The sequence below is a fragment of the Bacteroides mediterraneensis genome (assembly GCF_016900355.1).
Lineage (GTDB): Bacteria > Bacteroidota > Bacteroidia > Bacteroidales > Bacteroidaceae > Phocaeicola.
This window is the reverse complement of record NZ_JACJKA010000016.1, coordinates 54,943-79,493: the sequence shown is the minus strand read 5'-3', so window position 1 is coordinate 79,493 and position 24,551 is coordinate 54,943. Positions and strand designations below refer to the sequence as shown.

The 24,551-nt window shown below is 37.9% G+C and carries 25 protein-coding genes and 1 pseudogene; 17 read left to right on the top strand and 9 right to left on the bottom strand.

Annotated features, from left to right (window positions below):
- The first annotated feature begins 14 nt into the window (after nucleotides 1-14).
- Genes H6A28_RS09935 through H6A28_RS09925 form a run of 3 tightly spaced genes read left to right on the top strand, consistent with a single transcriptional unit; the run spans nucleotide 15 to nucleotide 1,187 of the window.
- On the top strand, nucleotides 15-410 hold the full coding sequence (locus H6A28_RS09935) for a helix-turn-helix domain-containing protein (protein WP_117893603.1): 396 nt from the start codon (nucleotides 15-17) through the stop codon (nucleotides 408-410).
- Between the two features lies 1 nt (nucleotide 411).
- A complete protein-coding gene (locus tag H6A28_RS09930) occupies nucleotides 412-873 on the top strand; it encodes a hypothetical protein (protein WP_117893606.1) in 462 nt (153 codons plus the stop codon).
- An 11-nt stretch (nucleotides 874-884) separates the two neighbouring features.
- Nucleotides 885-1,187, top strand: a complete 303-nt coding sequence (locus H6A28_RS09925; RefSeq protein WP_204480062.1) for a hypothetical protein — start codon at nucleotides 885-887, stop codon at nucleotides 1,185-1,187.
- A 94-nt stretch (nucleotides 1,188-1,281) separates the two neighbouring features.
- Here H6A28_RS09925 and H6A28_RS09920 read toward each other — a convergent pair whose 3' ends face one another.
- The 3 genes from H6A28_RS09920 to H6A28_RS09910 are packed head-to-tail and all read right to left on the bottom strand — an operon-like array spanning nucleotide 1,282 to nucleotide 3,407.
- The gene (locus tag H6A28_RS09920) at nucleotides 1,282-1,734 is read right to left on the bottom strand and encodes a hypothetical protein (protein ID WP_117893612.1); all 453 of its coding nucleotides are present in this window, start codon (nucleotides 1,732-1,734) and stop codon (nucleotides 1,282-1,284) included.
- Nucleotides 1,735-1,768: 34 nt separating this feature from the next.
- Complete coding sequence (locus H6A28_RS09915; protein ID WP_117893615.1) at nucleotides 1,769-2,821, bottom strand: nucleotidyl transferase AbiEii/AbiGii toxin family protein; 1,053 nt, start codon at nucleotides 2,819-2,821, stop codon at nucleotides 1,769-1,771.
- Entirely contained in the window at nucleotides 2,808-3,407 is a 600-nt protein-coding gene (locus H6A28_RS09910) for a DUF6088 family protein (protein ID WP_117893618.1), read from the bottom strand. The genes H6A28_RS09915 and H6A28_RS09910 overlap by 14 nt, the downstream gene beginning before the upstream one ends.
- Nucleotides 3,408-3,837: 430 nt before the next feature.
- Between H6A28_RS09910 and H6A28_RS09905 the strand changes: the two genes are divergently transcribed.
- The 6 genes and pseudogenes from H6A28_RS09905 to H6A28_RS09880 all read left to right on the top strand — a co-directional run.
- Nucleotides 3,838-4,566 (top strand): toxin-antitoxin system YwqK family antitoxin, encoded by a 729-nt coding sequence (locus H6A28_RS09905; protein WP_204480060.1) that lies wholly within the window; start codon nucleotides 3,838-3,840, stop codon nucleotides 4,564-4,566.
- Nucleotides 4,567-4,731: 165 nt separating this feature from the next.
- Complete coding sequence (locus tag H6A28_RS09900) at nucleotides 4,732-5,316, top strand: recombinase family protein (RefSeq protein WP_204480058.1); 585 nt, start codon at nucleotides 4,732-4,734, stop codon at nucleotides 5,314-5,316.
- A 165-nt stretch (nucleotides 5,317-5,481) separates the two neighbouring features.
- On the top strand, nucleotides 5,482-6,945 hold the full coding sequence (locus tag H6A28_RS09895; RefSeq protein ID WP_204480056.1) for a Fic family protein: 1,464 nt from the start codon (nucleotides 5,482-5,484) through the stop codon (nucleotides 6,943-6,945).
- A gap of 77 nt (nucleotides 6,946-7,022) precedes the next feature.
- Entirely contained in the window at nucleotides 7,023-7,376 is a 354-nt protein-coding gene (locus H6A28_RS09890) for a hypothetical protein (RefSeq protein WP_239465330.1), read from the top strand.
- 71 nt (nucleotides 7,377-7,447) lie between these two features.
- The gene (locus tag H6A28_RS09885; protein ID WP_204435150.1) at nucleotides 7,448-7,846 is read left to right on the top strand and encodes an exo-poly-alpha-D-galacturonosidase; all 399 of its coding nucleotides are present in this window, start codon (nucleotides 7,448-7,450) and stop codon (nucleotides 7,844-7,846) included.
- Between the two features lie 9 nt (nucleotides 7,847-7,855).
- Nucleotides 7,856-8,390, top strand: a pseudogene (locus tag H6A28_RS09880) (virulence RhuM family protein); the annotation flags it as partial.
- A gap of 134 nt (nucleotides 8,391-8,524) precedes the next feature.
- Here the strand turns inward: H6A28_RS09880 and H6A28_RS09875 are convergent.
- The gene (locus tag H6A28_RS09875; protein WP_204435149.1) at nucleotides 8,525-8,782 is read right to left on the bottom strand and encodes a hypothetical protein; all 258 of its coding nucleotides are present in this window, start codon (nucleotides 8,780-8,782) and stop codon (nucleotides 8,525-8,527) included.
- A 386-nt stretch (nucleotides 8,783-9,168) separates the two neighbouring features.
- Here H6A28_RS09875 and H6A28_RS09870 point away from each other — a divergent pair, with 386 nt between their 5' ends.
- From H6A28_RS09870 to H6A28_RS09835, 8 genes are all read left to right on the top strand, one after another.
- Complete coding sequence (locus H6A28_RS09870) at nucleotides 9,169-9,642, top strand: hypothetical protein (RefSeq protein ID WP_204480048.1); 474 nt, start codon at nucleotides 9,169-9,171, stop codon at nucleotides 9,640-9,642.
- A gap of 80 nt (nucleotides 9,643-9,722) precedes the next feature.
- Nucleotides 9,723-10,430, top strand: coding sequence for an HsdM family class I SAM-dependent methyltransferase (locus tag H6A28_RS09865; RefSeq protein WP_204480046.1), 708 nt, complete (start codon nucleotides 9,723-9,725; stop codon nucleotides 10,428-10,430).
- 109 nt (nucleotides 10,431-10,539) lie between these two features.
- A complete protein-coding gene (locus H6A28_RS09860; RefSeq protein WP_204480044.1) occupies nucleotides 10,540-11,043 on the top strand; it encodes a hypothetical protein in 504 nt (167 codons plus the stop codon).
- A 14-nt stretch (nucleotides 11,044-11,057) separates the two neighbouring features.
- Nucleotides 11,058-11,363 (top strand): hypothetical protein, encoded by a 306-nt coding sequence (locus H6A28_RS09855; RefSeq protein ID WP_204480042.1) that lies wholly within the window; start codon nucleotides 11,058-11,060, stop codon nucleotides 11,361-11,363.
- 3 nt (nucleotides 11,364-11,366) lie between these two features.
- Complete coding sequence (locus H6A28_RS09850; protein ID WP_204480040.1) at nucleotides 11,367-12,947, top strand: UvrD-helicase domain-containing protein; 1,581 nt, start codon at nucleotides 11,367-11,369, stop codon at nucleotides 12,945-12,947.
- Nucleotides 12,948-12,959: 12 nt separating this feature from the next.
- The gene (locus H6A28_RS15365; RefSeq protein ID WP_345944561.1) at nucleotides 12,960-14,090 is read left to right on the top strand and encodes a 3'-5' exonuclease; all 1,131 of its coding nucleotides are present in this window, start codon (nucleotides 12,960-12,962) and stop codon (nucleotides 14,088-14,090) included.
- Nucleotides 14,091-14,163: 73 nt separating this feature from the next.
- Entirely contained in the window at nucleotides 14,164-15,150 is a 987-nt protein-coding gene (locus H6A28_RS09840; protein ID WP_204480032.1) for a hypothetical protein, read from the top strand.
- An 86-nt stretch (nucleotides 15,151-15,236) separates the two neighbouring features.
- Complete coding sequence (locus H6A28_RS09835; RefSeq protein ID WP_204480031.1) at nucleotides 15,237-15,539, top strand: hypothetical protein; 303 nt, start codon at nucleotides 15,237-15,239, stop codon at nucleotides 15,537-15,539.
- Nucleotides 15,540-15,637: 98 nt separating this feature from the next.
- On the opposite strand, the gene H6A28_RS09830 is transcribed toward H6A28_RS09835, so the two are convergent.
- From H6A28_RS09830 to H6A28_RS09810, 5 genes are read right to left on the bottom strand one after another with little or no spacing between them, the layout of a single operon-like run.
- Nucleotides 15,638-16,204 (bottom strand): hypothetical protein, encoded by a 567-nt coding sequence (locus H6A28_RS09830; protein ID WP_204480030.1) that lies wholly within the window; start codon nucleotides 16,202-16,204, stop codon nucleotides 15,638-15,640.
- Nucleotides 16,205-16,259: 55 nt separating this feature from the next.
- Nucleotides 16,260-17,561, bottom strand: a complete 1,302-nt coding sequence (locus H6A28_RS09825; RefSeq protein WP_204480029.1) for a phenylacetate--CoA ligase family protein — start codon at nucleotides 17,559-17,561, stop codon at nucleotides 16,260-16,262.
- Nucleotides 17,548-19,242 (bottom strand): C45 family autoproteolytic acyltransferase/hydolase, encoded by a 1,695-nt coding sequence (locus H6A28_RS09820; protein WP_204480028.1) that lies wholly within the window; start codon nucleotides 19,240-19,242, stop codon nucleotides 17,548-17,550. Before H6A28_RS09820 ends, H6A28_RS09825 begins: the two co-directional genes overlap by 14 nt.
- On the bottom strand, nucleotides 19,235-20,728 hold the full coding sequence (locus H6A28_RS09815) for a phytoene desaturase family protein (RefSeq protein WP_204480027.1): 1,494 nt from the start codon (nucleotides 20,726-20,728) through the stop codon (nucleotides 19,235-19,237). Before H6A28_RS09815 ends, H6A28_RS09820 begins: the two co-directional genes overlap by 8 nt.
- Before the next feature lie 3 nt (nucleotides 20,729-20,731).
- Nucleotides 20,732-24,547 (bottom strand): trifunctional MMPL family transporter/lysophospholipid acyltransferase/class I SAM-dependent methyltransferase, encoded by a 3,816-nt coding sequence (locus H6A28_RS09810; protein ID WP_204480026.1) that lies wholly within the window; start codon nucleotides 24,545-24,547, stop codon nucleotides 20,732-20,734.
- Nucleotides 24,548-24,551 lie beyond the last annotated feature (4 nt).

Below are 24,551 nucleotides of genomic sequence, written 5' to 3'. Positions count from 1 at the left end.
AATAAATCAATAACATGAATGCGAGACGATTGCTCGGTAAGCAGATAACTGATTACCGTAATTTGCGAGGCTTGACTTTGCGCCAGCTGGCCGATATGGCTGGCGTAAACTATGCCAATATATGTAAGATTGAGAATGGGAAATATAATGTCAGTGTAGATATTATTGACAGGATATGCTCGGTACTGGGTGTGACACTCAAACTTGATACAGTGAATACTCTTGAAGAATTCCGTGACTACATCAATTCAAGTGATGACTGGGACAGTTCCATGGACAGAATCATTGAGTATAACGGCTGGGTTGATGAAACCGGTGAAGAGTATGGCATTTGCAATGATGGTCTGCAAAGACTCTATTTCTATTCGGATAAAGACGATAAACTGATTGCTGATATAAAAGATATGTAATATGGCTAAACGAGAAATTCCCTTGTTTGTATTTGACAAGAACCGGTGGCATTCACAAGGTGAATGTGACTTCATTATATGTACTGATATTGACAATTCCTTTGTTGCTCGTGTTGATTATGTGACAGAGCCAGAAATGGTATCTGATACAGTTAAGATAGTAAAGGGAACAAATGGAATAAACCTGAAACTTGAAATCAAGCGTATTACCGGCCAGAATCCTTCTCCGGCATCAATACGCACTCTTATGAGGAAAGCATGTGACTACATCTGTGAAAACAGTCTGGTACCTGTTCATTCAGCAGAACCGACCAATGAGGAATGTATCAGCTTCCTCGATGTCCTTATAGATTCAAACCGTCATCACCTTAAGGAAGCCGGCAGCGACTACAATGCCAAGAAAATCGTAGCTACTTCCTTGAATATGCTTCAGGTAATAAGGGATAAAATAAAACAACTTTAATATTGAATAGCATGGCAAAAGATGCACAGAAATATGCAGGTTGCTGGTATTGTGACAATATAATATACCACCCTGAACAGGTAGGCCTATTACATCTTGGGTTTCCACGATGTTTCGTACTAATTCCTAACAGTGGGGATTTCTACTTCTCCACCTTCGAAGAGTTTCTTCACTACTCACAGGTCAACTGGCTGGATCCTTCAGACAAAGGAACACCTGAAGAACAGCGTGAGATTCTGGAGCTGCTCTGGGACTTTTCCATAGAACAGGAAGAGAAGGAAGAAAGACTTGCATCAGAATGTGAAAATGAATAACTCGATTGAAGTTTAGATTTTTCTCAGATTCTCTTTATTTGTAGATTTAGGTACCCATGGGAAAGGGGTATATCCTTTCCCATGGAGCTTCTTGTTATCTCTTCTCTTTTTCAATCATTCTTTGTAATGTGTCAGATATTTCAGCCTTGAATTTTTCTGCCGGCGTTAGCCCAATTTCATCCAGATAATCTATGGCTCTGTTCAAGAGGAAACCAAGGTCTTTCTTCTTACCTTCGTCTTCCAGTTCATCCATCAGCCCGTAATAGACACATTCAAAAGTAAATTTTCTGATTTCTTCTTTTCTCTCGAAGCTGATTCTACTGAACAGCCTGATGTCTTCTTTATAGTATAAATCGTTACATGGGCACAGGTCGCCAGACTCCAGTATGTAGTATTTACTGGTAGTTATAAATTCCGCTTTGTCTTCCAGACTTTGGGGGAACTCATTTGAATTGCAAATAAGTACCCTGCTGTCTATGTATGTAACTATTGTGTCTGTTGCATAATAAAGCCTGTCTCTAAGTTGTTCTACTATAATTCTTTCCATAATATTATATATTTAAAGATGAATATGTTTTGAGCTAGTTCTCTTCCTTGAAGAATTCGCTTTCTTTTTCCCAAGTCAATGACCTGAAGCGTTCTTGCAGCTCTTTTAATCTTGCTATCAATTCTTCGTAGGATAATGATTGACCATAAATGAAACTTTCCTGCATCTTCGAATAGTCCTTCTCCAGTTCTTTTCTTGTTGTTTCATCTGGTATGAAATCAATGGTTGATGGTTTATGCAGCTTATAGTCCAGACCACTCCATGCGGTCAGGCTTTGGCGGTGTTTTACAATTTCCTCATACATTCCTGAATCGTTCATCGCTTCTTTGGCGAAATCCCGGTCCATCATCTTTTCTATATCATACATGTGTCTGGTCAGTCTGTCAAGTCTCGTACAGCCACCCGGCCTGTTGAACTCCTCGTGAAGCAGGAACACCTTTTCAAGAAAGGTTCTGCCTGGTATTACTGTCGGGACACTGAACTTGGGATGTGCAAATGACTCTTCCGGATACGCATCCTCTATCATTGACCGCATTTCCACGTTCTCAAACGGTTCGAACATAGACCTGCAGCTTATTTCTATCTTTACCCTTTCTTTTATATAATCTTCCTTGTCCTTAAGACAGGATTCATACTCTACAAAGAATTCGACCGGATCCTTATCGGATTCCTTGACTTCCGGTATGTTAATCTTGAATTTTCCGGCCAGTCCCAGTTCTTCAAGTTTTACATTTAAATCCTTTGAAAGGGTGTTTTCTATAAACTCTTTAGACTTTTTCCTTAATCTGGTTCTGTCCTTTCTGGATAGTTCCTCTCCAAAACCAAGATATTTCCTGTCTATGGCCAGGTCACAGTCTTCAGAAAACCGTTCTATCAGCCCCCAGCCTTTACTGAGGCTTGTACCTCCCTTAAAAACCAGGTTGTCACTATATTCCAAACTGAACATAGCCTTAAGAACCATGCTGACCCAGAAATCCTTTTCAACAGCATTTTCCTTTATTCCCTTTTCTTCGGCGATATTACTCAATATTGTGAGTTTTTCATCTTCCGGCAGGTTTATCCATATTGTCTTCTCAGTTGTTTCCATATAAAACGGTTTTAAGTTTCTTTCTGATCCATTGCGGTGCTATCCTATAGTCATGGTTTACCTTCTCCTTTTCTTCCGTATCAAGTATCGACTTTATCTTCAAGAGGACTTCATCACTTACCTTATCATCTCCTATCTGTTTGAGGGCGGTCACGACCATCGTGAAAACACGGCTTTGATAGGCAAAGTATCTTGGTGTTCCTTTCTTGAATGTGATTGAGCGGTTGCCTAGTTTTATGGTTCTTGGAGTTCCGTTGGTTATGTACACTGCATTCATTGGCACCTGTGTAGACAAACCCAGTTCATTCAGGGCAGTGAGGCCGGAAGGTATTATCCTTGCATGATCCTTTTCAGCTATTGCATTGGCTATCTGATCAATGCTCGGCTTGCAAATTCCAAACCTGTTCCTGCTCGGATACAGGTATATGCCTTGTGAAAGCCTGATAAGGAACTGTTCTTCCTTCAGCCTTGACAGCACCCTTGTAACAAGCATATCGTTGTTCAAGTCTGCAAAATCAGAAACAGTGTATATCTTGTTCTCTCCGTTCCTGATTATGTGCTCTTTGATGACTTTTGATAGTACCATGGAATCTAATTTTGTCCGAAATTAATGCTTTTTTTCGGACAAAACAAGTTCTTGGCTAATTTTGTCCGAAATTCGTACATTATTTCGGACAATTTATGTGAATTTCTATACTCCAAAGCTGTTGTTTCTAATATATGATATTGTGACAAACCTCTGGTTTATGTTCGTTGATTAGCACACGCTTTCATCAAAGGAGATAAAAAAACAGAGTCTAACGGTCTGTTTTCATGAACTTTTCGTTAGATTTGTAGACGACCCAGTTTCAAATCACTTGAATCACAGAAGAGCATACATTATTACTGTCATTCCTGACATCATACTGATATCTGATGTTTTCAGTAATTTATTCGTATGTGACTGTTCTGTTCATCTGTATCAGGCCAGATAATGAACTTTGAAACAGTATAACGAACCTATAAAATACACGTTTATGAATAAATTGATTTCAGTACTTTTTTGTACCCAGATGGCTGTTTCAGCATCCTCCCAGACAACTATCGAATGGGAGAATATTGAGGTTGTTACAGACAGTAACCATAATGTTGTGTATTACCAGAAAAGTGACAATGAACCTCTGAACGGTAGCATCCGTATAATGAAGGGGCTGGATGAGGAAATTGTGAACCTTAAGGATGGCATTATGGATGGGAGCTACCTTCGCCTGAGGGATGGAATAGTAAGAGAGGAAGGTAATTATACTGACGGAAAGCGCAATGGTCTTTTTATTGAATACTATAAGGACGGTATAACTCACCGCAAGGATACTCCCATGAAAGACGGCAAGATAGACGGAACAGTCATAACTTACTTCAGTAATGGCAGGAAAGAATCTGAAAAGGACTACCGGAATAGCTTGGAGCATGGAACAGAGCGGCGCTATGATATGTCTACAGGTAAAACCCTGATTGAAGGACAATGGATTAACGGCAAGAAAGATGGAACTTGGAATGAAGTTATTGATGCCGGAGGTGGTATAACAGGTATCAGGTTACAACACTATCGCAATGGCGAACTTGACGGCCCGTACAGCGTGGAAATGAGGAAAGATGGAAAACCCTATGTAACCATTCGCGGCCAATTCTCCGATGGGAGAAAGACCGGGAAATGGTCACAATATGATGCAGTTCTCGGCAATACAAAGGAATGGGACGAAAAGTAAATGTTTAACCATTTTATTAGGAAGATGATAATTTGTCCGTCTAAAATAAACTATAGTTTAGTATAGACTATATGAGTTTGCCCTATACATTATATATATAGGGCATTTTTCTTGCTTTTATAGTCTAAATATAGTATCTTTGGAAAATCAAGTTTAATTTAGACTATGGGAGAAAAAATAGGATATGCCAGGGTAAGTACGAGAGAGCAGAACCTCTCTTCTCAGGTTGATGCACTGAACAATGCCGGTTGCATCCGGATCTTCACAGATAAAATCTCCGGAAAAGAGTTCAAGCGTGAAGGCCTGACTGCTTGCCTGGATTACCTTCGTGCCGATGACACTCTTGTCATTTACCGATTAGACCGACTAGGCCGTTCCGTCAAGGAAATGCTCGACCTTTGTGCCAAGCTGGAGATGCGGCGTATCAAACTTGTTTCCCTTCAGGACAATCTCGATACGTCTTCAGCTGTCGGCAGGTTTACCATGCAGATACTCGCATCTCTGGCCGAGTATAACCGTAATCTCATTCTCGAAGGATGCAAAGCCGGAATCGAGGCAGCCCAAAAACGAGGGGTCAAGTTTGGGAGACAGAAAGGTGTGAAGATGAAGAAACCGAAAAAGGAGGCTGTCATCCAACTCTACAACGCTGGAACTTCCGTACCGCAGATTATGGGGATTACCGGTATCAAGTCCAAACAGACCATATACAATTATTTGAGCGAAGAGAAAGTTCAACCAAATAGAAGATGATTGATTGTGTTATAAATTCAAATATCAGCCATCGAAAGAGGAACTTTACACTCTTATCATACTAAAAATGGTGATTTAACCCCTCTTATCATACTAAAAATGGTTTAGACCGCTTTTATCTACGTGCTTATTTACTATTTTTGTAGTTAAATATTGATTGAATATATGAGTATCGCACTGAATATTTCGGAAGTCCTTTTTGCTGGTGTAGACATGAATGAAAGCAAAAGGAAGAAAATGGTTAATGAGGGTAGTATCCGTAAGATAACATCTAAGATATATACTCCAAATATGGTGGATTCATTAGAAGACATAGTCAGGCGCAATGTTTTCCGAATTTTAGGCTTCCTTTTTCCTCATGCTGTAATCAGTCATAGAAGTGCTTTTGAGTTAAAACCTACTGAAGACGGAGATATTTATCTTACATACGAATATACGAAGAATGTGAAACTTCCAGGTTTGAAGGTTCACTTGATGGAAGGATGTGGCGGTGGTGAACGTGACATGCCCTTCATAGAGAATTTATATATATCAAGTGCTGAACGAAGGACATTGGAGAATCTACAGGCCAGTCGTTCTCGTGGTGGTGTCTCTAAGTGTCTGCCTCGCGAATATATTGAAACCTACTTGGAGAAACATCTTCAGGTGAATGGGGAAAAAGGATTGAACGATTTCAGGGACAGGGCAAGAGAATGTTCTCAGGAACTTGGTATGGCAGAGGAGTTCAACACTCTTAATTCCATCATCGGTGCATTGCTACAGACAAGACCTGTCTCTATATTGACATCTTCAGGTGCTGTGGCCAGAGCAATCGGTGAACCGTTTGATGCTGAGCGTGTCAAACTCTTTGCTGTCCTGTTTGAGGCATTGCATAACCAACCGTTTGAAACTATAGATGAACCTAATGTTGAAACATCTGCCTTTCGAAATTTTGCCTTTTTCGAGAGCTATTTCTCCAATTATATTGAAGGTACGGAATTTGAAATAGAGGATGCGAGACAGATCATAGAAACAGGACAGCCGCTGCCGGCCCGCAATGCAGATTCTCATGACGTACTTGGTACATTTCATATTGTGGCAAGTCGCAGAGAAATGAAACGTGTTCCTTCGTCATCGGATGAACTGATAGATATTCTTCAGGACAGACACCGGGTGATGATGGCTGCTCGCCCTGAAAAGAATCCAGGTATGTTCAAAATGCAGAACAATCATGCCGGTGATACCCATTTTGTAGATTGTACACTTGTGAGAGGTACCCTCAGAAAAGGCTTTGAATTTTATCAGGCTTTGGATAATGCCTTTGCAAAATCTCTCTTCATGCTGTTTATGATTAGTGAGGTACATCCTTTTGCTGACGGGAATGGCCGTATTTCCAGAATCATGATGAATGCGGAACTGGTGGCCGCTGACCAATCGAAGATTATTATTCCGACTGTATTCAGAGAGGATTATCTTAATGCCCTTCGCAGATTGACAAGAAGAAATGATCCGAGTGTCCTTATCAGAGCTATTTCCCGTGTAAGACAGTTTAGTGCCAATATTCAAGGTGATGACTTTGATGCAACGCGGAATTATCTCGAACAATGCAACGCTTTTAAAGATGCTGACGGGTACATTCTTAGGTTTTGAATCTGTTGCATATTCAAAAGTCGCATGCTATTTTTTATATTTATAATTTCAAATAGTTAATTAATAGAACATTTATTATGACAAAAGAAGATTTTATAAAAAAATTCCCCGATATAAAAGTTCAGCAATTTGAAACTGAATCTATACTCAGCAAGCAGGAAATCATGGATATTGTTGAACAGTCTACAAAATCTATGGATATGGGCTTGGTCTATTATGAGCATTGTGGATGCAATATAACTGTTTTCACTTCAGACAAGATGAAAACTGAACTTCAAAAGATGATACCAGGTTACAAGGTAAAAGAACCGAATACTGGAGAAGTCGGAACTGTTGTTTCTGATAAATTCATTGTTTGTGGTAATTATTGTGTCAGGGTGAGATTTCCGTCAGGTGAGGATGTTTACGACTGTGATTTTTTCATAGACTAAGATTGCTGGTTTTCAAATATTCATAACTTTGTATGTAAGCTCATGTATAATTAAAAAATAAAATAAAATCTATGACATCACAGAAATATGTAGATTGGAATAACCTGAAAAATATCCCTTTCTTTCTCTGCCAAGTAGTAGAGGATGAGGAAAATCAGGAAATAGTTCTATACTATTTTGGCAAGCGCGTATTACACGATTATGATCACGTGGGACATTACTTGCGCTCTGCCATTGTGTTGTTCCGGCAGATCCGAAAGCGCACAGCAGACTGGGTGAACCTAGAGAACCTTTGGACGCTCCGGAACTGCATCCGGGAAAACTACAACCACGGTATAGGAGTGGACGCACTTATCTATGGCGAGGACTTCGATGGTGAGAACCTCGACACACTTACACCACTGACAAAGAAACGCTTTGAATTTATGGTAAAGCGAATTAAAGAACTGGATGAGTTTGCCACCATTTAAGAGTGAAATATGGATCAGGGAGAAATCATATTATACCAGCCGGACGAAACTATCAAGCTGGAAGTAAGGATGGAAGATGAAACCGTTTGGCTAAATCGCCAATAATTATCCGAGTTGTTTGGTCGTGATATAAAAACAATCGGTAAACATATTAATAATGCCTTAAAAGAGGAATTGAAAGATATGGCAACTGTCGCAAAATTTGCGACAGTTCAAAAAGAAGGTGATAGATATGTTTCTCGACAAGTTGAATATTATAACCTTGACTTGATTCTTTCAGTAGGGTATAGGGTAAAAAGTGACAGAGACGTTCAATTTAGAAGGCGGTCAAATACTGTATTGGAAAGATTATCTGTTAAAAGGTTATTCCGTCAATCAAAGATTGAATGACATGGGTAAAGAACTTGCTCAAATTAAGAATACCTTATCAGAACATTCGGGAAAGATAGATTTCTTTGACCGTACCTCACTGCCGCCGGTGGAAGGCATCTTTTATGACGGACAGATATTCGATGCATGCAAGTTCGCAACAGATTTAATCAAATAAGAACCTAGCATACTTTTTCAACATAAAAAATGAAGTGGCAATTCTAAATAGGAGTTACCTTTACTTGTTCTTTATACAAATTATAATGGATAGATATGCTTTTGTAACTTTCTTATTTTCTATTTTTTGTTTTACCGATTTAATTTGCTATATTTGGAATATACAAGCGGAGCTCTGGCAAAGCCCATTACGGAATGTGCGTGGGTGGAGCGGTCAAGGTTTTCTTGACCGCTTTTTTGTGTCGTTTCTGTTAAATTATATTTTTCAGAGATGAGTCTCTGCCTTTTATGAAATATTTTATTTTTAATGAGATACATTCCGGTGGTTGCAGTAAGTACTGGACTATTCGCTTCAAATTTTCGATTCAGTGTATTTTTACTACTATTCATTCTTTTTCCGATTGTCTTTCATTGTTCTTTTCTGCTGTCCGCTTCCTCCTAAGAAATTCGTTACTCCCCATCGGAGAGCCTTTGTTTTTTGACGGCAAATTTATAAGGGTCAGTGGAAATGAAAGAGTTCCGGCCACGGCCTTTGCCCTGAAAAAAATAACGATGTCGTCATGCCTCCCCAACATTTTTTTTGTTCAAAACTTTTCTGATTCCACTTTCCCATACCTGTTTAAGCCGTAAAAAAGGCTCAAACTCAGATGGGGAATGATTCTCAATCTAAAAAAAAAGTCAGCGGACAAAAGACCAAACCCAGACAAAGGTTTTTAAAAAAAAGGTCTAAATCTCGCTGAAGAATAATTTTAGGTTTTACAATTAATAGGTCGTGTATGAAGAATTTGAATGATTTTGAGTTTTACGTTTGGCTGTTGAACGGTGAAGAATTTGTACTCTATACGGTATCTGATATGACAGAGGTCGAGCTTCCGGAGGGATTCTCGCTTTATCGTATGCTGTATGACGGAAAGAAGAATGTGATGGCTGCTTGTGAAATGGTGGATGGTTATGAAGTGGTGGGGTGGATAATAGCTAAAGGTTTACTGCCTTGTACCGATGGCCGTTACCCGATAGCCCGGCATAACAGTTTGCATGCCACGTTATTCAATGACTGGGCTTATGGGAAACTGGCCGTTCTGGACCACAATACGGGTGAGGTCATATCAATCTCTTTGGATGTTCTTCTGGAGGACAGTGAGGAAATAGAGGATTTTTTGCAGGACGTATGCCATTTCCACCTCAGTTCAATCAGCTGGATGCAGTTTAGCGGTGAGGTGGTTTTTATGGGGCCAGGTGACTACCGTTAGGTTTATTGGGCACCCCATCGGGGGTGCCGCAGTCCGCTGGTGTGGTTTCGCTTTATTGTTTCCCTTTAACGCTTTGTTTTATGATACCCAAAGAATTTATGACGTTGTTCGATAGCCTGAGCCGTTCTCACGGTAGTGCCGAGGTATTCAGGGATTTCTTGGATGTGTTCCTTTTCGTCCTTTCATGCGGTAAATACAGAGAGGATTATGCGAAAATTGACAGACTGTATGATGAACAGGAGAATAGAATATTCATGCGGATGGTGCAGGTGGTAGCCGACCATTCTGAAGGGTTCCGTGACATAATTGGTGAGGTTTTTATGGAACATATAAGTCACGGACATAACGGCCAGTTCTTCACGCCACAGCATGTTTCCGACCTGATGGCCGCTGTCACATGTGCCAATATCCGCCCAGGTCAGTCAGTCTATGACCCTACATGCGGTTCCGGTAGAATGTTGCTGTCCGCTGTCAAGAGTTTGAGCCGGACAAATCCGAATGACCGTATCTTCTGTTACGGTTCTGATATAGACCTGACCTGCGTGAAGATGACTGCCATCAACATGCTGATGAACTCCGTTCCTGGTGAAATTGCCTGGATGAATACACTCACACTGGAGCATTGGCGTAGCTATCAGCTCAATCTTGTGCGTGTGGCCAATGTCTGGCTGCCTACATTCACGGTTCTTGAAGCTGGACATACGAATCTCGTTCTCCGGGTACAAGAGTCATTGAAAAACCGGAAGGCCATGAGTGCCGGAGAATTACAACTGTCTTTTGACTTCTGAATTTTTTGCAAAAATAGCTTCTTTCATCTATTTTTGTAGGATACGAATACTTTTATCAATATAGTACGGATTCCGTAACGGAATCCGTACATTAATCAAACCCTATCGTATGACTGCATTTGACCATAAAATGAGACTGCTTGACCTGGATGGTAAGATTCAGGAGGCTGAAAGAGAAATGAAAGATATTCTTGACAAGCTGAACCTTGACCGCATTGATTCTTTGAATGATATAAGGGATGCAAGATTGAGGGCACGCTATGACCGTCTTCAGCTTAAAGTAAAGGACTTGAAGCGGAAGAAGAAAGGAGGATACCGGTACAATTCAGGTAGAAAATCCAAATATGAAGGTTATGAGACGTGTGTGATACGGGTTCCCAAAATTTTCAGGGAGGAAATCGAGCGTTTTATAGAGCAGAAGATGTCTCAATGTGGTTGTGAGAAGCATCTTACAGAATACGAGAAGAAGAAAGAAGAGGAAAGGGTCGAAAAAAGAAGGCAGGAAGAAGAAAGGAACTGGGCGTTCTGGCGTAAAAGGATACAAGACATGCCGGATGATACCGCTTCCGAAGAAGAACCTTCTGCATTGACCGATGAAGAACATGAATCTTAAAACGAGATATGGGTATGGATAAACTGATGGAAAATATGGATACTGAGGTGAATTACCTGCTTCAAAAGGCCGGTAAAGAGGTCTTTGTGCGCATTCTTTATCCGGAGTTGAAGGAAAACAGATATGTTACCATTGAAGATATTGCCCGTAAATATCCTATGTTCGCTTCCTTTACCTTAAACTCTCAAAAGACCTTGAGTAAGGCAAACAAGATATTTGCGCTAGGAAAGCTGAAGGAAGCTTTTCAGATAATTCTCCTGAGCAGGAAAGTCAAGAAAGAGATTCTTAAGGAAGCCCGGGAAATCCTTAAACAGTTGTAGCCTATGATACCAGAAGATATGTCTGCCATGTTGCCGGAATCATCGAACGAGTTCCCATATTACGAATACCCGGTATACACCTTCGACAAAAAGTATGAGAATGACGAGTTCCAGAAGAAAGTGATCACCCTCGACAGCGGTTATCACCTGGTTCTGGCTCCTCCGGGATGCGGCAAGACGGATATCCTTGCCGAAAGGGTGGTTCGTGCCCTCTCATGCGGTGTGTCGCTGGATGACATGCTCTGCCTGACCTTCACTAACAGGGCGGCCAGAGGTATGCGCTCCCGAATACTCGAAAGACTGCAAACCTCAGGAGATATGAGCCTGTTTGTCGGAAACGTACACCGTTTCTGTTCGCACTACCTCTTTGACAACAATGTGGTGGCACGTGATACCACCGTCATAGACGAGCAGGAATCTTTGTCCATTATGGCTTCCATTTTCGGCTGGAAAGAAGGCTCCTATGCCAGCAATGGCTACAAGCGTGTCCTTACCAATACCATCAAGCTGCAGCACCTTGGCTATATGATTGCCAACGGATGCCCTAAGGAGTTCCTGATGCACACCGACCTGTTCCGCACCTTTGACTATAAGACGCTGTTCAAGCTGGTGTCCCTTGACTACACGATGGAGAACTTTGCCGGACTCTACAACGGTACTGTTTTTCCGAAAGTAGATACTTCTGGTCAGCCTTCAAAATATTTGGATGACTGCCTCCAGCAGTTCAAGTTTGCAAGAAAATACCAACAGTACAAGGAAGAAAGGAACCTGGTTGACTTTGATGACCTGCTTATCCTGACCTATATCCACGCTTCACAGCATCAGGACAAGCTGAAGAAATATTCCTGGATTCAGATTGACGAGGTTCAGGACCTCTCCCCTTTTCAGTTCGGAATCATCGATCTGTTTACTGACCATTCTAAGGACAACGTGACTCTTTATCTCGGTGACGAGCAGCAGGCAATCTTCTCATTCATAGGTGCTAAGCTCGCAACTCTTGAATGGTTGCGTGAACGCTGTGGAGAGAATATGCACCGCCTGTATTTCAATTATCGTTCCCCGAAATATCTCTTGGATGTCTTCAATACATACGCCAACATGGAGCTTGATGTTGACCCTCATTTCCTGCCCAAGACGAACAATCTTACTGAAGCCGGACAGGATTCTCTCTGCATCTTGTCCGCTCCTGATAAGGATGCTGAAGTAAGGCTTGTGGCTGAAAGTGTTGGTAATTTCTGTACCTTGTATCCTGCTGAAAGGGTGGCTGTTCTTGTGCCCTGGAATAAGGATGCCGACCAGATATCCTGTGAACTCTCCGACCGCAATATCCCTCACTTCAAGATTTCCGGAACAGACCTTTTCACTACCCGTCAGGCTCAGCTGCTTTTCGCCCATCTGCAGGTGGTGTACATGGATTCGAACATGATGGCTTGGTCAAAGATCCTGGCTGGGACAGGTATTTTCAATGAAGACTCCGAGGCACGCCGCTTCGTGAAGCATCTCCGTGACAACTACCTGCTGCCGTCAGATTTTCTAAACTACACACGCAGCTCATACATGCTGGAGCTTTACAGATGTTGCTAGGGCGAATACGTTATCTTTGATACGGAAACCACGGGCTTGAATGTCTTTGAGGATGACATCGTGCAGATTGCGGCCATCAAGGTGAATGCCGGGAAGATTATTGCTCGCTTCAACATCATCCTTCACACAGACAAGCCGATACCGGCCATGCTCGGAGGCATCGTTAATCCTCTTCTTCAGGAATATGAGCGTGCGGAAAAGGTTGACCGTAGGACCGGCCTGTGTGCGTTTATGGACTTTGTGGGTGACTGTACCCTTATCGGCCAGAACGTGGAATATGACTGTTATATTCTTGACTACAATCTCCGTAAATATTGCGGCTTCTTCTCTTTCTTTACCGTTCATCCTCTGTATTTCGATACTCTCAGGGTGGCACGTATCATGGCTCCACGCTTGAAGTCCTACAAGCTCAAATCCCTGCTGGAGGTCTTTGGCCTCGAAGGTGAGAACTCACATCTTGCCGATGATGACGTCATCGCTACCTTGTCAGTGCTTGACCACTTCCTGGGTGTCTTTGCTGCCAACATGCAGCAGCACATCGACTGCCTTCAGAACAACTCTGCCGTGGCCGAGCTGTTCCGTAGAGCCTATGCCGACATCTATCACGGCACACTCAGCCGTCTCTACCAGAGATCGTTTGAATCTCCTCTGCTTGTTGACGAGCTGGAGCAACTGTACGGCACATTCATACAGAAAGACTGGATAGCGGCGAACCCAAAGATGCAGTACATCTTCAGTTTCCTCCGTAACGATGTAATCTCTCCGGAGAAGACTCCGAGCCTGAAGGAGCAGCTTTCAGCCCACCTTCTCGATATAACGACCTACCGAGAGGCTGACCTGTGTGACAGCTCATGTATAACAGAAAAGGTGTTCGTCTCTACAGTCCACAAGGCAAAAGGTCTGGAGTTTGAGAACGTGATCATCTTCGAGGCAACCGATGGTGTCTATCCGTTCTTTGACAAGAAGACTCCTGAGGAAATCAGAGAATCCGCAAGACTTTTCTATGTGGCCATGACCAGGGCAAAGAAACGCCTGCACATCACATACGCCGAATCCGTGTCCGGAATCTCCAAATGGGGAAACCCTTACTCTATCGACAAGGAACCCACCCCATTCCTCCGCCACATAAAGAAATATTTTTAACTTTAATGTATATATCAATATAGTTATTATAGTATTATAACTTGTTTGATACGTACCATGTATATTATTATTTATGAAACCCAATAAAAATAGGATATATTGTCTTGGATGCCGAAAACATAAGATGCTATTTGAAGAAAAGAAGAATGCCGATAACTTCATTCGATTCAATCAGGAAATTATTTTAGAAGAATCTGGCAAAGCTCCTGTTCGTAGCTATTATTGTGTATTTTGCTCCGGTTGGCATGTAACCAGTAATCCTTCTCTTGAACAAGGTGAGGAGCAGGATAAGCGTGATAAAACACTTATAGAAAATACCATTTCTTTAAAACACGATATTTCATCTTTTAATATTGCTATCAATCAAAAAATTACAGAAATAAAAAGAGCCATATACTTATCCATTGATAGCTTTGATTTCTATAAGGAATATGAGTATTGTAGATTATTACTTCCTGAATTCTTACGCATTAATCCATGCGCATCAAAATCAAAGTTACTTCAGCAGATATATATGGTTTCTGATGTCCTATCTACATTTACTGAAATTAAATTAATGGATATATCAGAGCTGAAAAGATTTTTAGTGACTCTCAATTCTGATTCAGAAAAAGTGACATTAATAAAACGATATGCAATAAGTAAATTAATAGACTTGTCGTTAGATGAATGCTCCGATTTGTACAAACGAGGGGAAACGCATCAGGCTTTGAAAATCAAGGAAGAACTATTTATTATGCTAAATGACATAAATGGTGTAGGCATGAAGAAATTCAAGCAAAAGTATAAGAATAAAATCAATGAAACTTTCAATAGACTTTCATACTTGATTCATAATAATCTGTCTTGCTCTGAAGAAGAAAATTATAAAAAGGAGCTACTGTCCTTAATCAATAATCTGGAAATTATAAATGATAAATTTGATAGTTTAGAGTTTAGTGAATGTAGAGATTTGGTTTATAGTGGTATCTCTAAACTTTCAACACTACCTAAGGACAAAAATGTAGAATTAGTGTTCAGTCACTACCAAAAATGGGCAGATATACTTAAAAGAATTTAACCAGTTCATAAGTTTATCTTCTCTTTAGATTATTATTCTTTTATTCTCTGTAATGGTTATATTTAACGAGTTTATCCTTAATTATTATGCCTGCTATTAAACTTGAAAATATTGATGACTCCATAGTATTCTTAAAAGTGATAGAATGTTACACTGTTGGTTCTTATCGTGGAGAGGATTCAGGAGCCAGGTATCCTGAATACGAGTTTTGTCCGGTTGAGTGGTATGACCTATATCCAATTTTGAATAATGAGATTAATGGTCGCACAATACAAGAACAAGATAATGAATCAATAAAATTATATCCATACGCTGGAGAGATGTTCACGACTTCGCAAGCACAAGAGATATTTTCGTATTTAAAAACTTTAGATAATATAGAAAACTAAAAATCCAACAATTTTAATAATATGTAATGTAAGTATAAGAACCACCATAAACTATATCCAATATGGTCTATGGTGGTTCTTGATAACCCTTTCTTATATTATTTCTTTTTATCAAACTCAAACTTCTTAGTTAATGAGTATATTGTTTTAGCCCAGAAGTTTCTCAAACCAAAGCCTCCTGCTTTACTTGTGAATTCTTCTTCCTTTAATATCTCTCTTGTTTCAACATCAAAAAGAACGACTTTATAGGTTGCTTTATTTGCTGATTTATCCAATAAGGTAGCTATAACAATAAATCCTTCTCCTGATGTCTCCTTTATTGGATAATTCTTTATTTTTTCAGCTATATTTATTGGTTCAATATCTTTATCCAGAGTCTTAATATTAGAAAAATCACACTCTTTAGTAGAATTAAGAATCATTTCTAGTTTTAATTTATTGTTTTCACCTACTATATCAGTGAAATCATATTTTTTTGCTTCATTCATTAACAGAAGATTTATGCCTTCGAATGCATTTTTAAACTGGTCTTCTGTTTCTTCGGCACCATATACTTTTACAGAAGAATAATCAACCCCGTAAACATATACAGATTCTGTACTTTTTGCATTAACTACCAATATGCTAAATAAAAGCAGGAGTGAGAATAAAATTTTCTTCTTCATAACTTTAAAAAATTAAATTATTAATTATGAGTTAATTATAAGATATACAAATATACTAATTATTTCTCAAATCAAAAAACTTAATAGGTTTTCGGCTCATTTCAGGATGTTGTTGTCTTGCTATGAGTTCAACCGGAACAAAACATATATCTGGTGCAACCCTTACTTTTGAGCGGAAAACATCTTTTATCTGCTTGATAAATGCATCATTCTGATTCTTGCTTCCTATTTTAATTTGAATTTGGTCTGTACCAAGTGTATTGGTAAAAACTTCAACAAGATAGTTCTCTACCTCAGGTATATTGTCCAAAATATCAAATAATGCAGGAGGATATAAAGTTGTTCCCTTAAATTTAATCATCTGTCCTCTTCTTCCTATAACGGAACTTAATCTTGCACTATTGCGACCACATGAGCATTTGCTACTTTGTTTTATACATATATCCCCAGTCTTAAAACGCAATAAAGGCATTGCTTCAACTCCAAGTGTCGTAATCGTAACCTCTCCCGGTTGGCCATCAGGAACAGGATTATTATTATCATCAAGCATTTCAACCAATATGAGATCTGTAGGGATATGACATCCACTGTGTTCTTGACATTCAGTATATGAGGATTGCATTTCTGTAGAAGCATATGTTGAGAACAGCTCCAGATTAGGCCATTTTTCTGATATTTTTTTCCCTAACGTAGTGTATTCGCCTGTTGGTGTTCTTAAGGCTTCTCCTATACAGATAGCCTTTTTTAATGAAGAGTTATTATAGTCAATTCCATTCTCTTCGGCATATTTGATTAGTTTCATCAAGAATGACGGTACTACGATACATACATTTGGAGAAACTCTTTGTATAGTATCCCATTGCAGTTCTGGAATACCGTTTCCAACACGAATTATACCACAACCTAGTTCTCGCGCACCTAAGAAGTATGCAAGTCCGGCCATAAACCTTCTGTCTATTGTCGTCATCAATTGTATGATATCACCTTTCTTGCAACCTGCCATGGTAAAGGAACTGGCTTCATTATAGGCCAGTCGGTCTAAATCATTATTGGACAGAGCAAAAGTTACTGGCTCTCCCAATGTTCCTGATGTTGTAACGTAATCTATTATACTTTCTTTATCTATACAGATAAACTCATTGTTACGTTTCTGTAAGTCCTCTTTCGTTGTAACAGGTAATTTTTGAAGATCTGACAAATGTTTTATTTGGCTGATGTCTATATTATTTTCCTTAAACATTCTCTTATAAAATGGAGAATTCTGTGATAGGTACTCCAATGTTTCCTTTAGTCTTTCTTCTTGAAATCTGATTATATCAGATTCAGATGAATAATGTAATGTACTATTCTTTATCATAATCTTTTATTTTATTTCTTATTTTATTTGATTCATAAACAGAGGGTATCTCACAATCAAGAGATTTTTTCCAATATTCTACCGCTTTTCTAATATCGTTAATTTCATTATAGTAATCTCCAATAATATTGTAGACCTCATAATAATTTGGATTAAGCTCTATAAAACTATGTATCTCCTGAACAGGGATTGCCAACCCGCTATTTATACTTTCCCTGATTTTCTTAAATTGCTTTCTATAGTCCAATATATTCTGGTAATCGTTTTCTAAAAATAAAGTATCAGCAGGAATCGTTAGCTGCTTGTCATTACTCTCAACAAGTCTATTAGGGTTGTCGAAGATCTCTTTTAAATCGTAACATAAGAATGCACCACTTTGCCACGGTTCTGTTGATACCCATATCTTTAATTCTTCCGGTTTAAAGATTACAGAATGGTGTGCTATTGATTGATTAATAGATTTCTGATTGGTCAGTCCAATATCTTTATTGTTTAAACCTCTTCTGTCTCTCAAAATTGTGGCGACCTTATCTGGAGACAATGGTATTGATTCTCTTATTAGTTCAGAAATCCTATCATATCTGTATTTGCTGTCTGAATTGTTGATATTTTCTATATTGTAGGAATCATTCATAAACTCTTTAGATTGAAAATGATTCGTACAAATTATTTCATTATCAGATTCTTTATAAAGTGACGTTTTGCTTGGCGTCTTCTCTATAATTGCGGCACTTCTGTCAATAGCAGAACCTATAAGTATCGATTCTGATACAAAAGTTTTATGGATCTGAGCTATCTGATAAGCCTCTTCTATTGTTTTTGCATTCTGTAGTATTTCTCTCACCAGTAAGGATATTGGCATTGCTGATGTAACCGGTATTGCTCCCTTTGCTGCATTGATGGTTACAGTGAGACCTTTATCATTCATACCGGATACAACTCCCATCATTCCAGGCCAAGATACAGAAACAAACTTATACCCCTTTTCTGGTTCCATAAAGAGGATTATTTTGTTTCTTGCAAATTTATCGTTTACGTAGAAGTCAAAATTTCGTCCTATCAGTAAAGTTGAATCAGAAGTGTTCTCATTCCAAGTAGCAAATGAACTACAACCAACAAGCATATATTCCTGCATAGTATGCCCTATATCATGTGCAGCATGATAATTCAATTGCCTCTCATATGGTGTTCCAAAAGAGTCAAATTCATGGCTACATGATTGAGAGATTGCATATATCTCTTTTCTATATTCCTCAGGTATATAGCTGGCCATATCCCAATTGAATATAGCTATAAGTTTATGTAGGAAACTGAAATAGAAGTCAGATGGTATAATTTCTTTAATCTGCTCTACAAAAACATTCTCTTGATATTGCAGTAAGTCTTTTGTTAATACTCCATATTTTGTTCCTCTTTCTAAAGGAGAACCACTTATATACACTTCCCATAATCCATATTTATTTCTATGCAACAGGTCATACTCAATATACTTTATAGAGTCACCTACAGATTTAACATGATACTTCTCTGGATATATACTATCATTCGGGCATTTGAAATCAGCCTTGTTAAAGTAGTATATACCTACTGTTACCGGTATTAAAACCGTAAGAAGGAGAATCACCATAATGGTAAAAACTATCCTTTTTAATACTTTACTATATACGCCTGTTTTATTCATTGCCAATTTTTTTTGCCAAATATTCCTTTCCTATGATTTCGCTACAAGTTACAGCAGCCGAGACTGTTGTTCCAAGACATCCGTGGACATTCAGGTTTTGTCCTGTCAAATATAAATTATTTATTTTTGTCCTCGGTGATAAATGGGTTATCATAGGATTGTTAAAATCTTTAATTATTCCATATGCACTGCCTTGCGGCATCGAGTTATAATCCTTGTAACTTAAGGGAGTCGTTGAATATATATACTGTATACAGGATTTTAGACCGTGGAAATATTTTGATACAAATTCTATCATAGCGTTTGTATATCGCTCTTTGAATTCTATATATTCTGCTGGTCTTTGCCCTACTTTAGAATCTTCCCATTTTGATAATGAACTGAAGTCCATAGGTGTCATCAGTGTTATAACTGAAGCATACTCACTGTCCCCATTATTCTGGCATGAAAACAATATAACCGGTATGTTACAAGACTTATAATCAGCAAACTTATTCCATACATCAGGAGAATTGTACAGATAGTAATTCCTATTTATATACTTGAATGTATTTGGCTTTAAAAGAAGATAAGTCGTAAATAATCCGAAAGAGTTCTCCAATGAATTTACCCTAGTCATAAATGCTTTTTTAATGACCGTGTTATTCCTCAATAGAGACATGGTTAATACAGGATGAATGGCAGATATGACATTTTTGGTTTCAATGATTGTTTCATTGTTAATCTCCACACTATTTATTTTACCTCCTTCAACATCAATACCTGTTACTTCTGAGTCACATATTACCTGTCCACCATTTGCTTTTATAACATCACAAAAAGCATCGGCTACGTGTTGCGTATTTCCAACAAATCTATAAGCCCCCTCTATATTTGAGTTATGAATCATTCCATGTTCATACAATGAAGACTTGTTTTTATCATATCCATACAATGGTATATTACCGGCTATGACATTCTTCAGCAAGTCTGATTTAAAGAGTTTATCTATAGTCTGATACGCTGAAATACCCATATATTCCTCACCACCACTTGATATATGCCCTTTCTTAAGTATATCAGGCTTAATATTTTTTCCTATACGTTGCAGTATAGAAACATACTCTGATATAGCTTCTCTCTCTTCTGGAAAACTCTGTGATAAAGTATCTATGAATCTGTCATAACCTATAGCATGACTATATTCTTTTCCTTTACCAAGATTTATCACATCAAAACCATCTGTGTCAAGTTTCTGGTATCTAATCTTGTCAAGTATTCCAAAGTATTTGAAATATTGATACATAGTGTCTCCTTCTGAAAGGCTGCCTACATAATGCATTCCTGTATCAAGGCTATAACCTTTCCTTTTAAAGGACTGCAAACATCCTCCTATATGTTTTTGTTGTTCCAGAATACAGACACTAAGACCTTCTTTACTTAGTATCGCACCACAGGAAAGTCCTCCTAGACCTCCTCCTATTATGACTACATCGAATTTATCCATTATTTATGGTTTAGTTATTATATATATAGTTTGAGAGGTTTTTCTATCACATTGTTCTATTTTTAAATTCAGATCGTACCTTTTGGTGAATTGCCTGATCCAATCAGAAGAAATAAAATTTAGAGGACCTTCTGTCTTATTGAATTTTATTATTCTTGTTGACCAGATTTCTGATTTAATAATAGTCTTATGTTCAGTCTTCTTCGAAGAATCTCCTTCCCTTATCAATATTACTCCATTGGGATTGAGTCTTGAAGCGCAATGGCACAATATCCTTTCCTGACATGATGGGGTGACGTAATGCAATGAGTCATTAAATATAAAAGCATCCGATTCCGGCAATATAATATCCTGCATATTACCTTGGCTAAAACGGATTTTACCGTTTGCTAGGAAACTATTATTTGCCAGTTCTATCTTGTCTGAATCGTAGTCGATACCTATTATTTCACGTTTGGGAGAAAGAAGTCCCAACATGAAACATAACTGTCCATATCCACATCCAACATCGACTATCCTTGCTTCACGTGGCAGTTTCCTATCCCAAAAGTTATAATATCCATCCATCTTACATTTAATTCTCATATACCATTCCAAAACAGGGCCTTTGTATATATAGTTCTTTATAAGCAGTTTTTTATAATAATTGTTTGTTGCCCTATTATATTGTTCCTTAAGGGTGTCATATTCATGCAGGAATAGTTTTCTGTAATATTTGGTTTTCTCCTGATAGGTTGTATTGCTTGATAATTCTGAATATGTTGAATTAGGGATAACTTTGGCTATTATTTCTCCTTTTTTAATATAGAACGGCTGTTTTTTTGAGGAAATTAGCCCAGTTCCGTAAATTACCAAAGGTTTTATCTCTAATTGAAGTTTCTCTGCCAAATAGAAAGCACCCTTATGGAAACGCTTTATTTCACAATCGTCGGAACGTGTTCCTTCCGGGAAAACAACAATAGAGTAGCCTTCTTTAACTAGAGGATATAAAGAATCAACCAGTTTTTCATAACCTTCTTCTATCGTATAGAAACCTGCATATTGGACAATACGGCCAAATACCGGTGATTTCCATACCCATCCTTTAGTTACCATGACAATCTTTGGTGATAGAGATAGAAGTATCAATATATCTACAAATGATTGGTGGTTTGATATTATTACAGAAGGTTTGTTAAAGTCAATTTCCTTAATATTCTGGTATTTCGTATTCACCATATACATTGACTTAAGGAATATCTTAATAAAATAATAGATTATATAATGGAATACACTCCGCTTGCGTTTATCACTAATAAATGTAAATTTAAGGAGAACATAAATTGCATTAAGGACTATACATCCTATTGTAAAATACAAGAACGCATATATAGTATTAATGCATGATAATATAGTGTAAGGTTGTCCTCCTCGTTGAGTTGGTCTTAAAATCAGTAAATTAAATAAATACGGTTGGACTGTATAAGAAACAATAACAACTATACACAAACCAAGGACTGAAATTGCACCAATTGATTGAAGAGCTGGATGCTTTGCAAAAACAAGAACCCCCATTCCTATGACAGTAGTCAGTGCCGAGAAGAATATAGCAGACTTATGAGCCTCGAATAGTTTGCTTCCATTCTTATACTTGTTCAGCAAACCATCCATAGTGAATATACTGAAATCATCTCCTATACCAAAGATAAATGTTGCCAATATGATATTTACTATATTAAACTTTATATTTAATAAGGACATGATACCTAATATTATTATCCAGCTTATGCACATAGGTAAGAATGTAAGTATGGCTATTTCTATTCTTCCGTAAGTAACGAGTAAGGTAAAGAATACTAAAAATGATGTTACCAGTAGTATAAAATTAAAATCATTACTAGTTGTTTCTATCATTTTAGAAGAAAAATATGCCCTGTCAATAATTGTTGTATTTTCAATATTGCTTATTTCCTTATAAACTTTGTCCTTATTTTTCTGTTGTATAGAAATTTTACTTATCAAAGTAAGAGATGAAGAAGATGTATATATCCAATCGTCAAGTATTGATTTGCCGCAATCATGCATATTATAATCACAAACTTCATAATGTTGACTCAGGGTTTTCTTTAGTTCATCGAAAGCAGTCTCATTAAAACCGAATGACTCTCCAGCTTTGATGACCTTGGTCATACTCTCATCGGCTCTCTTTTCCCAAAATTGTGACCATTTAGATATACGAGCCCTTTGAACTTCATCATCAATGATGAAGTCCTTTATATCTGTATATTTATCTATGCAGTCCTCGTTCTTTAAGGATTCATACAGCTCATGAAGTTGTGTATATGCTTTTATTACTTCTTTATGATCATTTCCACTTGTTACGATATATATTTGTTGTTTGCTGTCTCCCAATATAGATGTGGCTTTTTTTTCTGCTTCCTTGATGGAAGGGCTTTCAAAATTGATAGAAGACATATCACTGTCAAATTCTACCTTGTTGTAATGAAAAAGGCATATAATTGTGGCAACAGCAACCCCGATTATTATATATCTGTTTTTCTCGAAAGCATAACCATTATATTTTTCAATTCCTTTTAATAGCTTACTGGTTTTATTATTATTGTTAAATCTAAGGAAATGCGGTAAAAAGACCAGACTGAATACAGTTGTTCCAATAAGCGTTAATGATGCAAAAAGCCCCATGTCTTGCAGTAAAGACGAATCTGTGAACATTAAAGCTATAAATGCTCCTATGGTTGTAAAACAACCTACAGTAAGAGGATAAGCCAAATCCCTTATAATATCTCTTGGATTTTTAATATGATTGTTATGTGATATTATATGTATGGAGTAACTTAATGAAATACCTAATACAACAGCTCCTGCTCCAATTGCTATTGCAGATATAGAACTTTTCGTTACAGATATAATGGCCAGTGCTAATATTGCTCCAAAAATTGGTGGCAATATAATGAATAAAAGACTTAATTTATTTCTGAAACTCAGATAAAGTAAAGGGAGAATTATTATAAATGCAAGAGATAAAGTTAGTACTGTATCATTCTTTATCTGTCTTGCATTTCCCACTGCTACTATTGGCCCTCCTATACATTCAACTTTAATCTGGTCATTTGAAAGTTGATTGCATTTTTTTTCAAGTTCTCTTACGAGTTCCTCATTTTCACCTGTATTCGTCATACTTTTTGTAGGCTCCAAATACATATATAGTGTCGTCATATCTTTATTAAAGATATAATCATCGTAAATCTCGTAATCGAAATCAACACTGAATCGCTCAAACTTTTTCAACATATGAGTCCCAAGATTAAGGGGATCTTTGTGCAGAATATCACTTAAAGCAAAGCCAGATGGGGATGTCAGCAAGGTGTAATATCGGTTCAAGGATTTTTCTATACAACTGTCCGCTAAATCATTCTCTATTCGGATATAATCATTCTCTTCAAGAAAGATAGGCAGGTATTTGTAAATAAAATCTGAGCTGTTATTTATTATTTCCTGATTCACACCAGTTATTACTGCATTAACCAGTCCCCTACTAATAAGAGGCTGTATGCTGTCTGAAAAGGATGAAGCCGTTTCAACCATTTCATCAGGTTCCGAACCGGAAACCATAACCAGTATTCTGTCCTTTAGTCTGAAGTTCTCTAGAATGTTGCTATCATTTTTATCCCCATCATCAAAAAAACTGGAGATATTCTCTTGCAGCTTTATTTGTGAAGCATAAAAACCACTTGCCCCAATTATAAGAATTAATAGAATATAAAGAAGAATACGTCGTTTCTCAAACCAGTCATATATATGAATGAATATATTATACATGCGT

What these genes read in the sequence shown, in the direction of transcription:
- H6A28_RS09935 (WP_117893603.1), top strand. Translation starts at nt 15, where the DNA reads ATGAATGCGAGACGATTGCTCGGTAAGCAGATAACTGATTACCGTAAT.
- H6A28_RS09930 (WP_117893606.1), top strand. Translation starts at nt 412, where the DNA reads ATGGCTAAACGAGAAATTCCCTTGTTTGTATTTGACAAGAACCGGTGG.
- H6A28_RS09925 (WP_204480062.1), top strand. Translation starts at nt 885, where the DNA reads ATGGCAAAAGATGCACAGAAATATGCAGGTTGCTGGTATTGTGACAAT.
- H6A28_RS09920 (WP_117893612.1), bottom strand. Translation starts at nt 1,734, where the DNA reads ATGGAAAGAATTATAGTAGAACAACTTAGAGACAGGCTTTATTATGCA.
- H6A28_RS09915 (WP_117893615.1), bottom strand. Translation starts at nt 2,821, where the DNA reads ATGGAAACAACTGAGAAGACAATATGGATAAACCTGCCGGAAGATGAA.
- H6A28_RS09910 (WP_117893618.1), bottom strand. Translation starts at nt 3,407, where the DNA reads ATGGTACTATCAAAAGTCATCAAAGAGCACATAATCAGGAACGGAGAG.
- H6A28_RS09905 (WP_204480060.1), top strand. Translation starts at nt 3,838, where the DNA reads ATGAATAAATTGATTTCAGTACTTTTTTGTACCCAGATGGCTGTTTCA.
- H6A28_RS09900 (WP_204480058.1), top strand. Translation starts at nt 4,732, where the DNA reads ATGGGAGAAAAAATAGGATATGCCAGGGTAAGTACGAGAGAGCAGAAC.
- H6A28_RS09895 (WP_204480056.1), top strand. Translation starts at nt 5,482, where the DNA reads ATGAGTATCGCACTGAATATTTCGGAAGTCCTTTTTGCTGGTGTAGAC.
- H6A28_RS09890 (WP_239465330.1), top strand. Translation starts at nt 7,023, where the DNA reads ATGACAAAAGAAGATTTTATAAAAAAATTCCCCGATATAAAAGTTCAG.
- H6A28_RS09885 (WP_204435150.1), top strand. Translation starts at nt 7,448, where the DNA reads ATGACATCACAGAAATATGTAGATTGGAATAACCTGAAAAATATCCCT.
- H6A28_RS09875 (WP_204435149.1), bottom strand. Translation starts at nt 8,782, where the DNA reads ATGAATAGTAGTAAAAATACACTGAATCGAAAATTTGAAGCGAATAGT.
- H6A28_RS09870 (WP_204480048.1), top strand. Translation starts at nt 9,169, where the DNA reads ATGAAGAATTTGAATGATTTTGAGTTTTACGTTTGGCTGTTGAACGGT.
- H6A28_RS09865 (WP_204480046.1), top strand. Translation starts at nt 9,723, where the DNA reads ATGATACCCAAAGAATTTATGACGTTGTTCGATAGCCTGAGCCGTTCT.
- H6A28_RS09860 (WP_204480044.1), top strand. Translation starts at nt 10,540, where the DNA reads ATGACTGCATTTGACCATAAAATGAGACTGCTTGACCTGGATGGTAAG.
- H6A28_RS09855 (WP_204480042.1), top strand. Translation starts at nt 11,058, where the DNA reads ATGGATAAACTGATGGAAAATATGGATACTGAGGTGAATTACCTGCTT.
- H6A28_RS09850 (WP_204480040.1), top strand. Translation starts at nt 11,367, where the DNA reads ATGATACCAGAAGATATGTCTGCCATGTTGCCGGAATCATCGAACGAG.
- H6A28_RS09840 (WP_204480032.1), top strand. Translation starts at nt 14,164, where the DNA reads ATGAAACCCAATAAAAATAGGATATATTGTCTTGGATGCCGAAAACAT.
- H6A28_RS09835 (WP_204480031.1), top strand. Translation starts at nt 15,237, where the DNA reads ATGCCTGCTATTAAACTTGAAAATATTGATGACTCCATAGTATTCTTA.
- H6A28_RS09830 (WP_204480030.1), bottom strand. Translation starts at nt 16,204, where the DNA reads ATGAAGAAGAAAATTTTATTCTCACTCCTGCTTTTATTTAGCATATTG.
- H6A28_RS09825 (WP_204480029.1), bottom strand. Translation starts at nt 17,561, where the DNA reads ATGATAAAGAATAGTACATTACATTATTCATCTGAATCTGATATAATC.
- H6A28_RS09820 (WP_204480028.1), bottom strand. Translation starts at nt 19,242, where the DNA reads ATGAATAAAACAGGCGTATATAGTAAAGTATTAAAAAGGATAGTTTTT.
- H6A28_RS09815 (WP_204480027.1), bottom strand. Translation starts at nt 20,728, where the DNA reads ATGGATAAATTCGATGTAGTCATAATAGGAGGAGGTCTAGGAGGACTT.
- H6A28_RS09810 (WP_204480026.1), bottom strand. Translation starts at nt 24,547, where the DNA reads ATGTATAATATATTCATTCATATATATGACTGGTTTGAGAAACGACGT.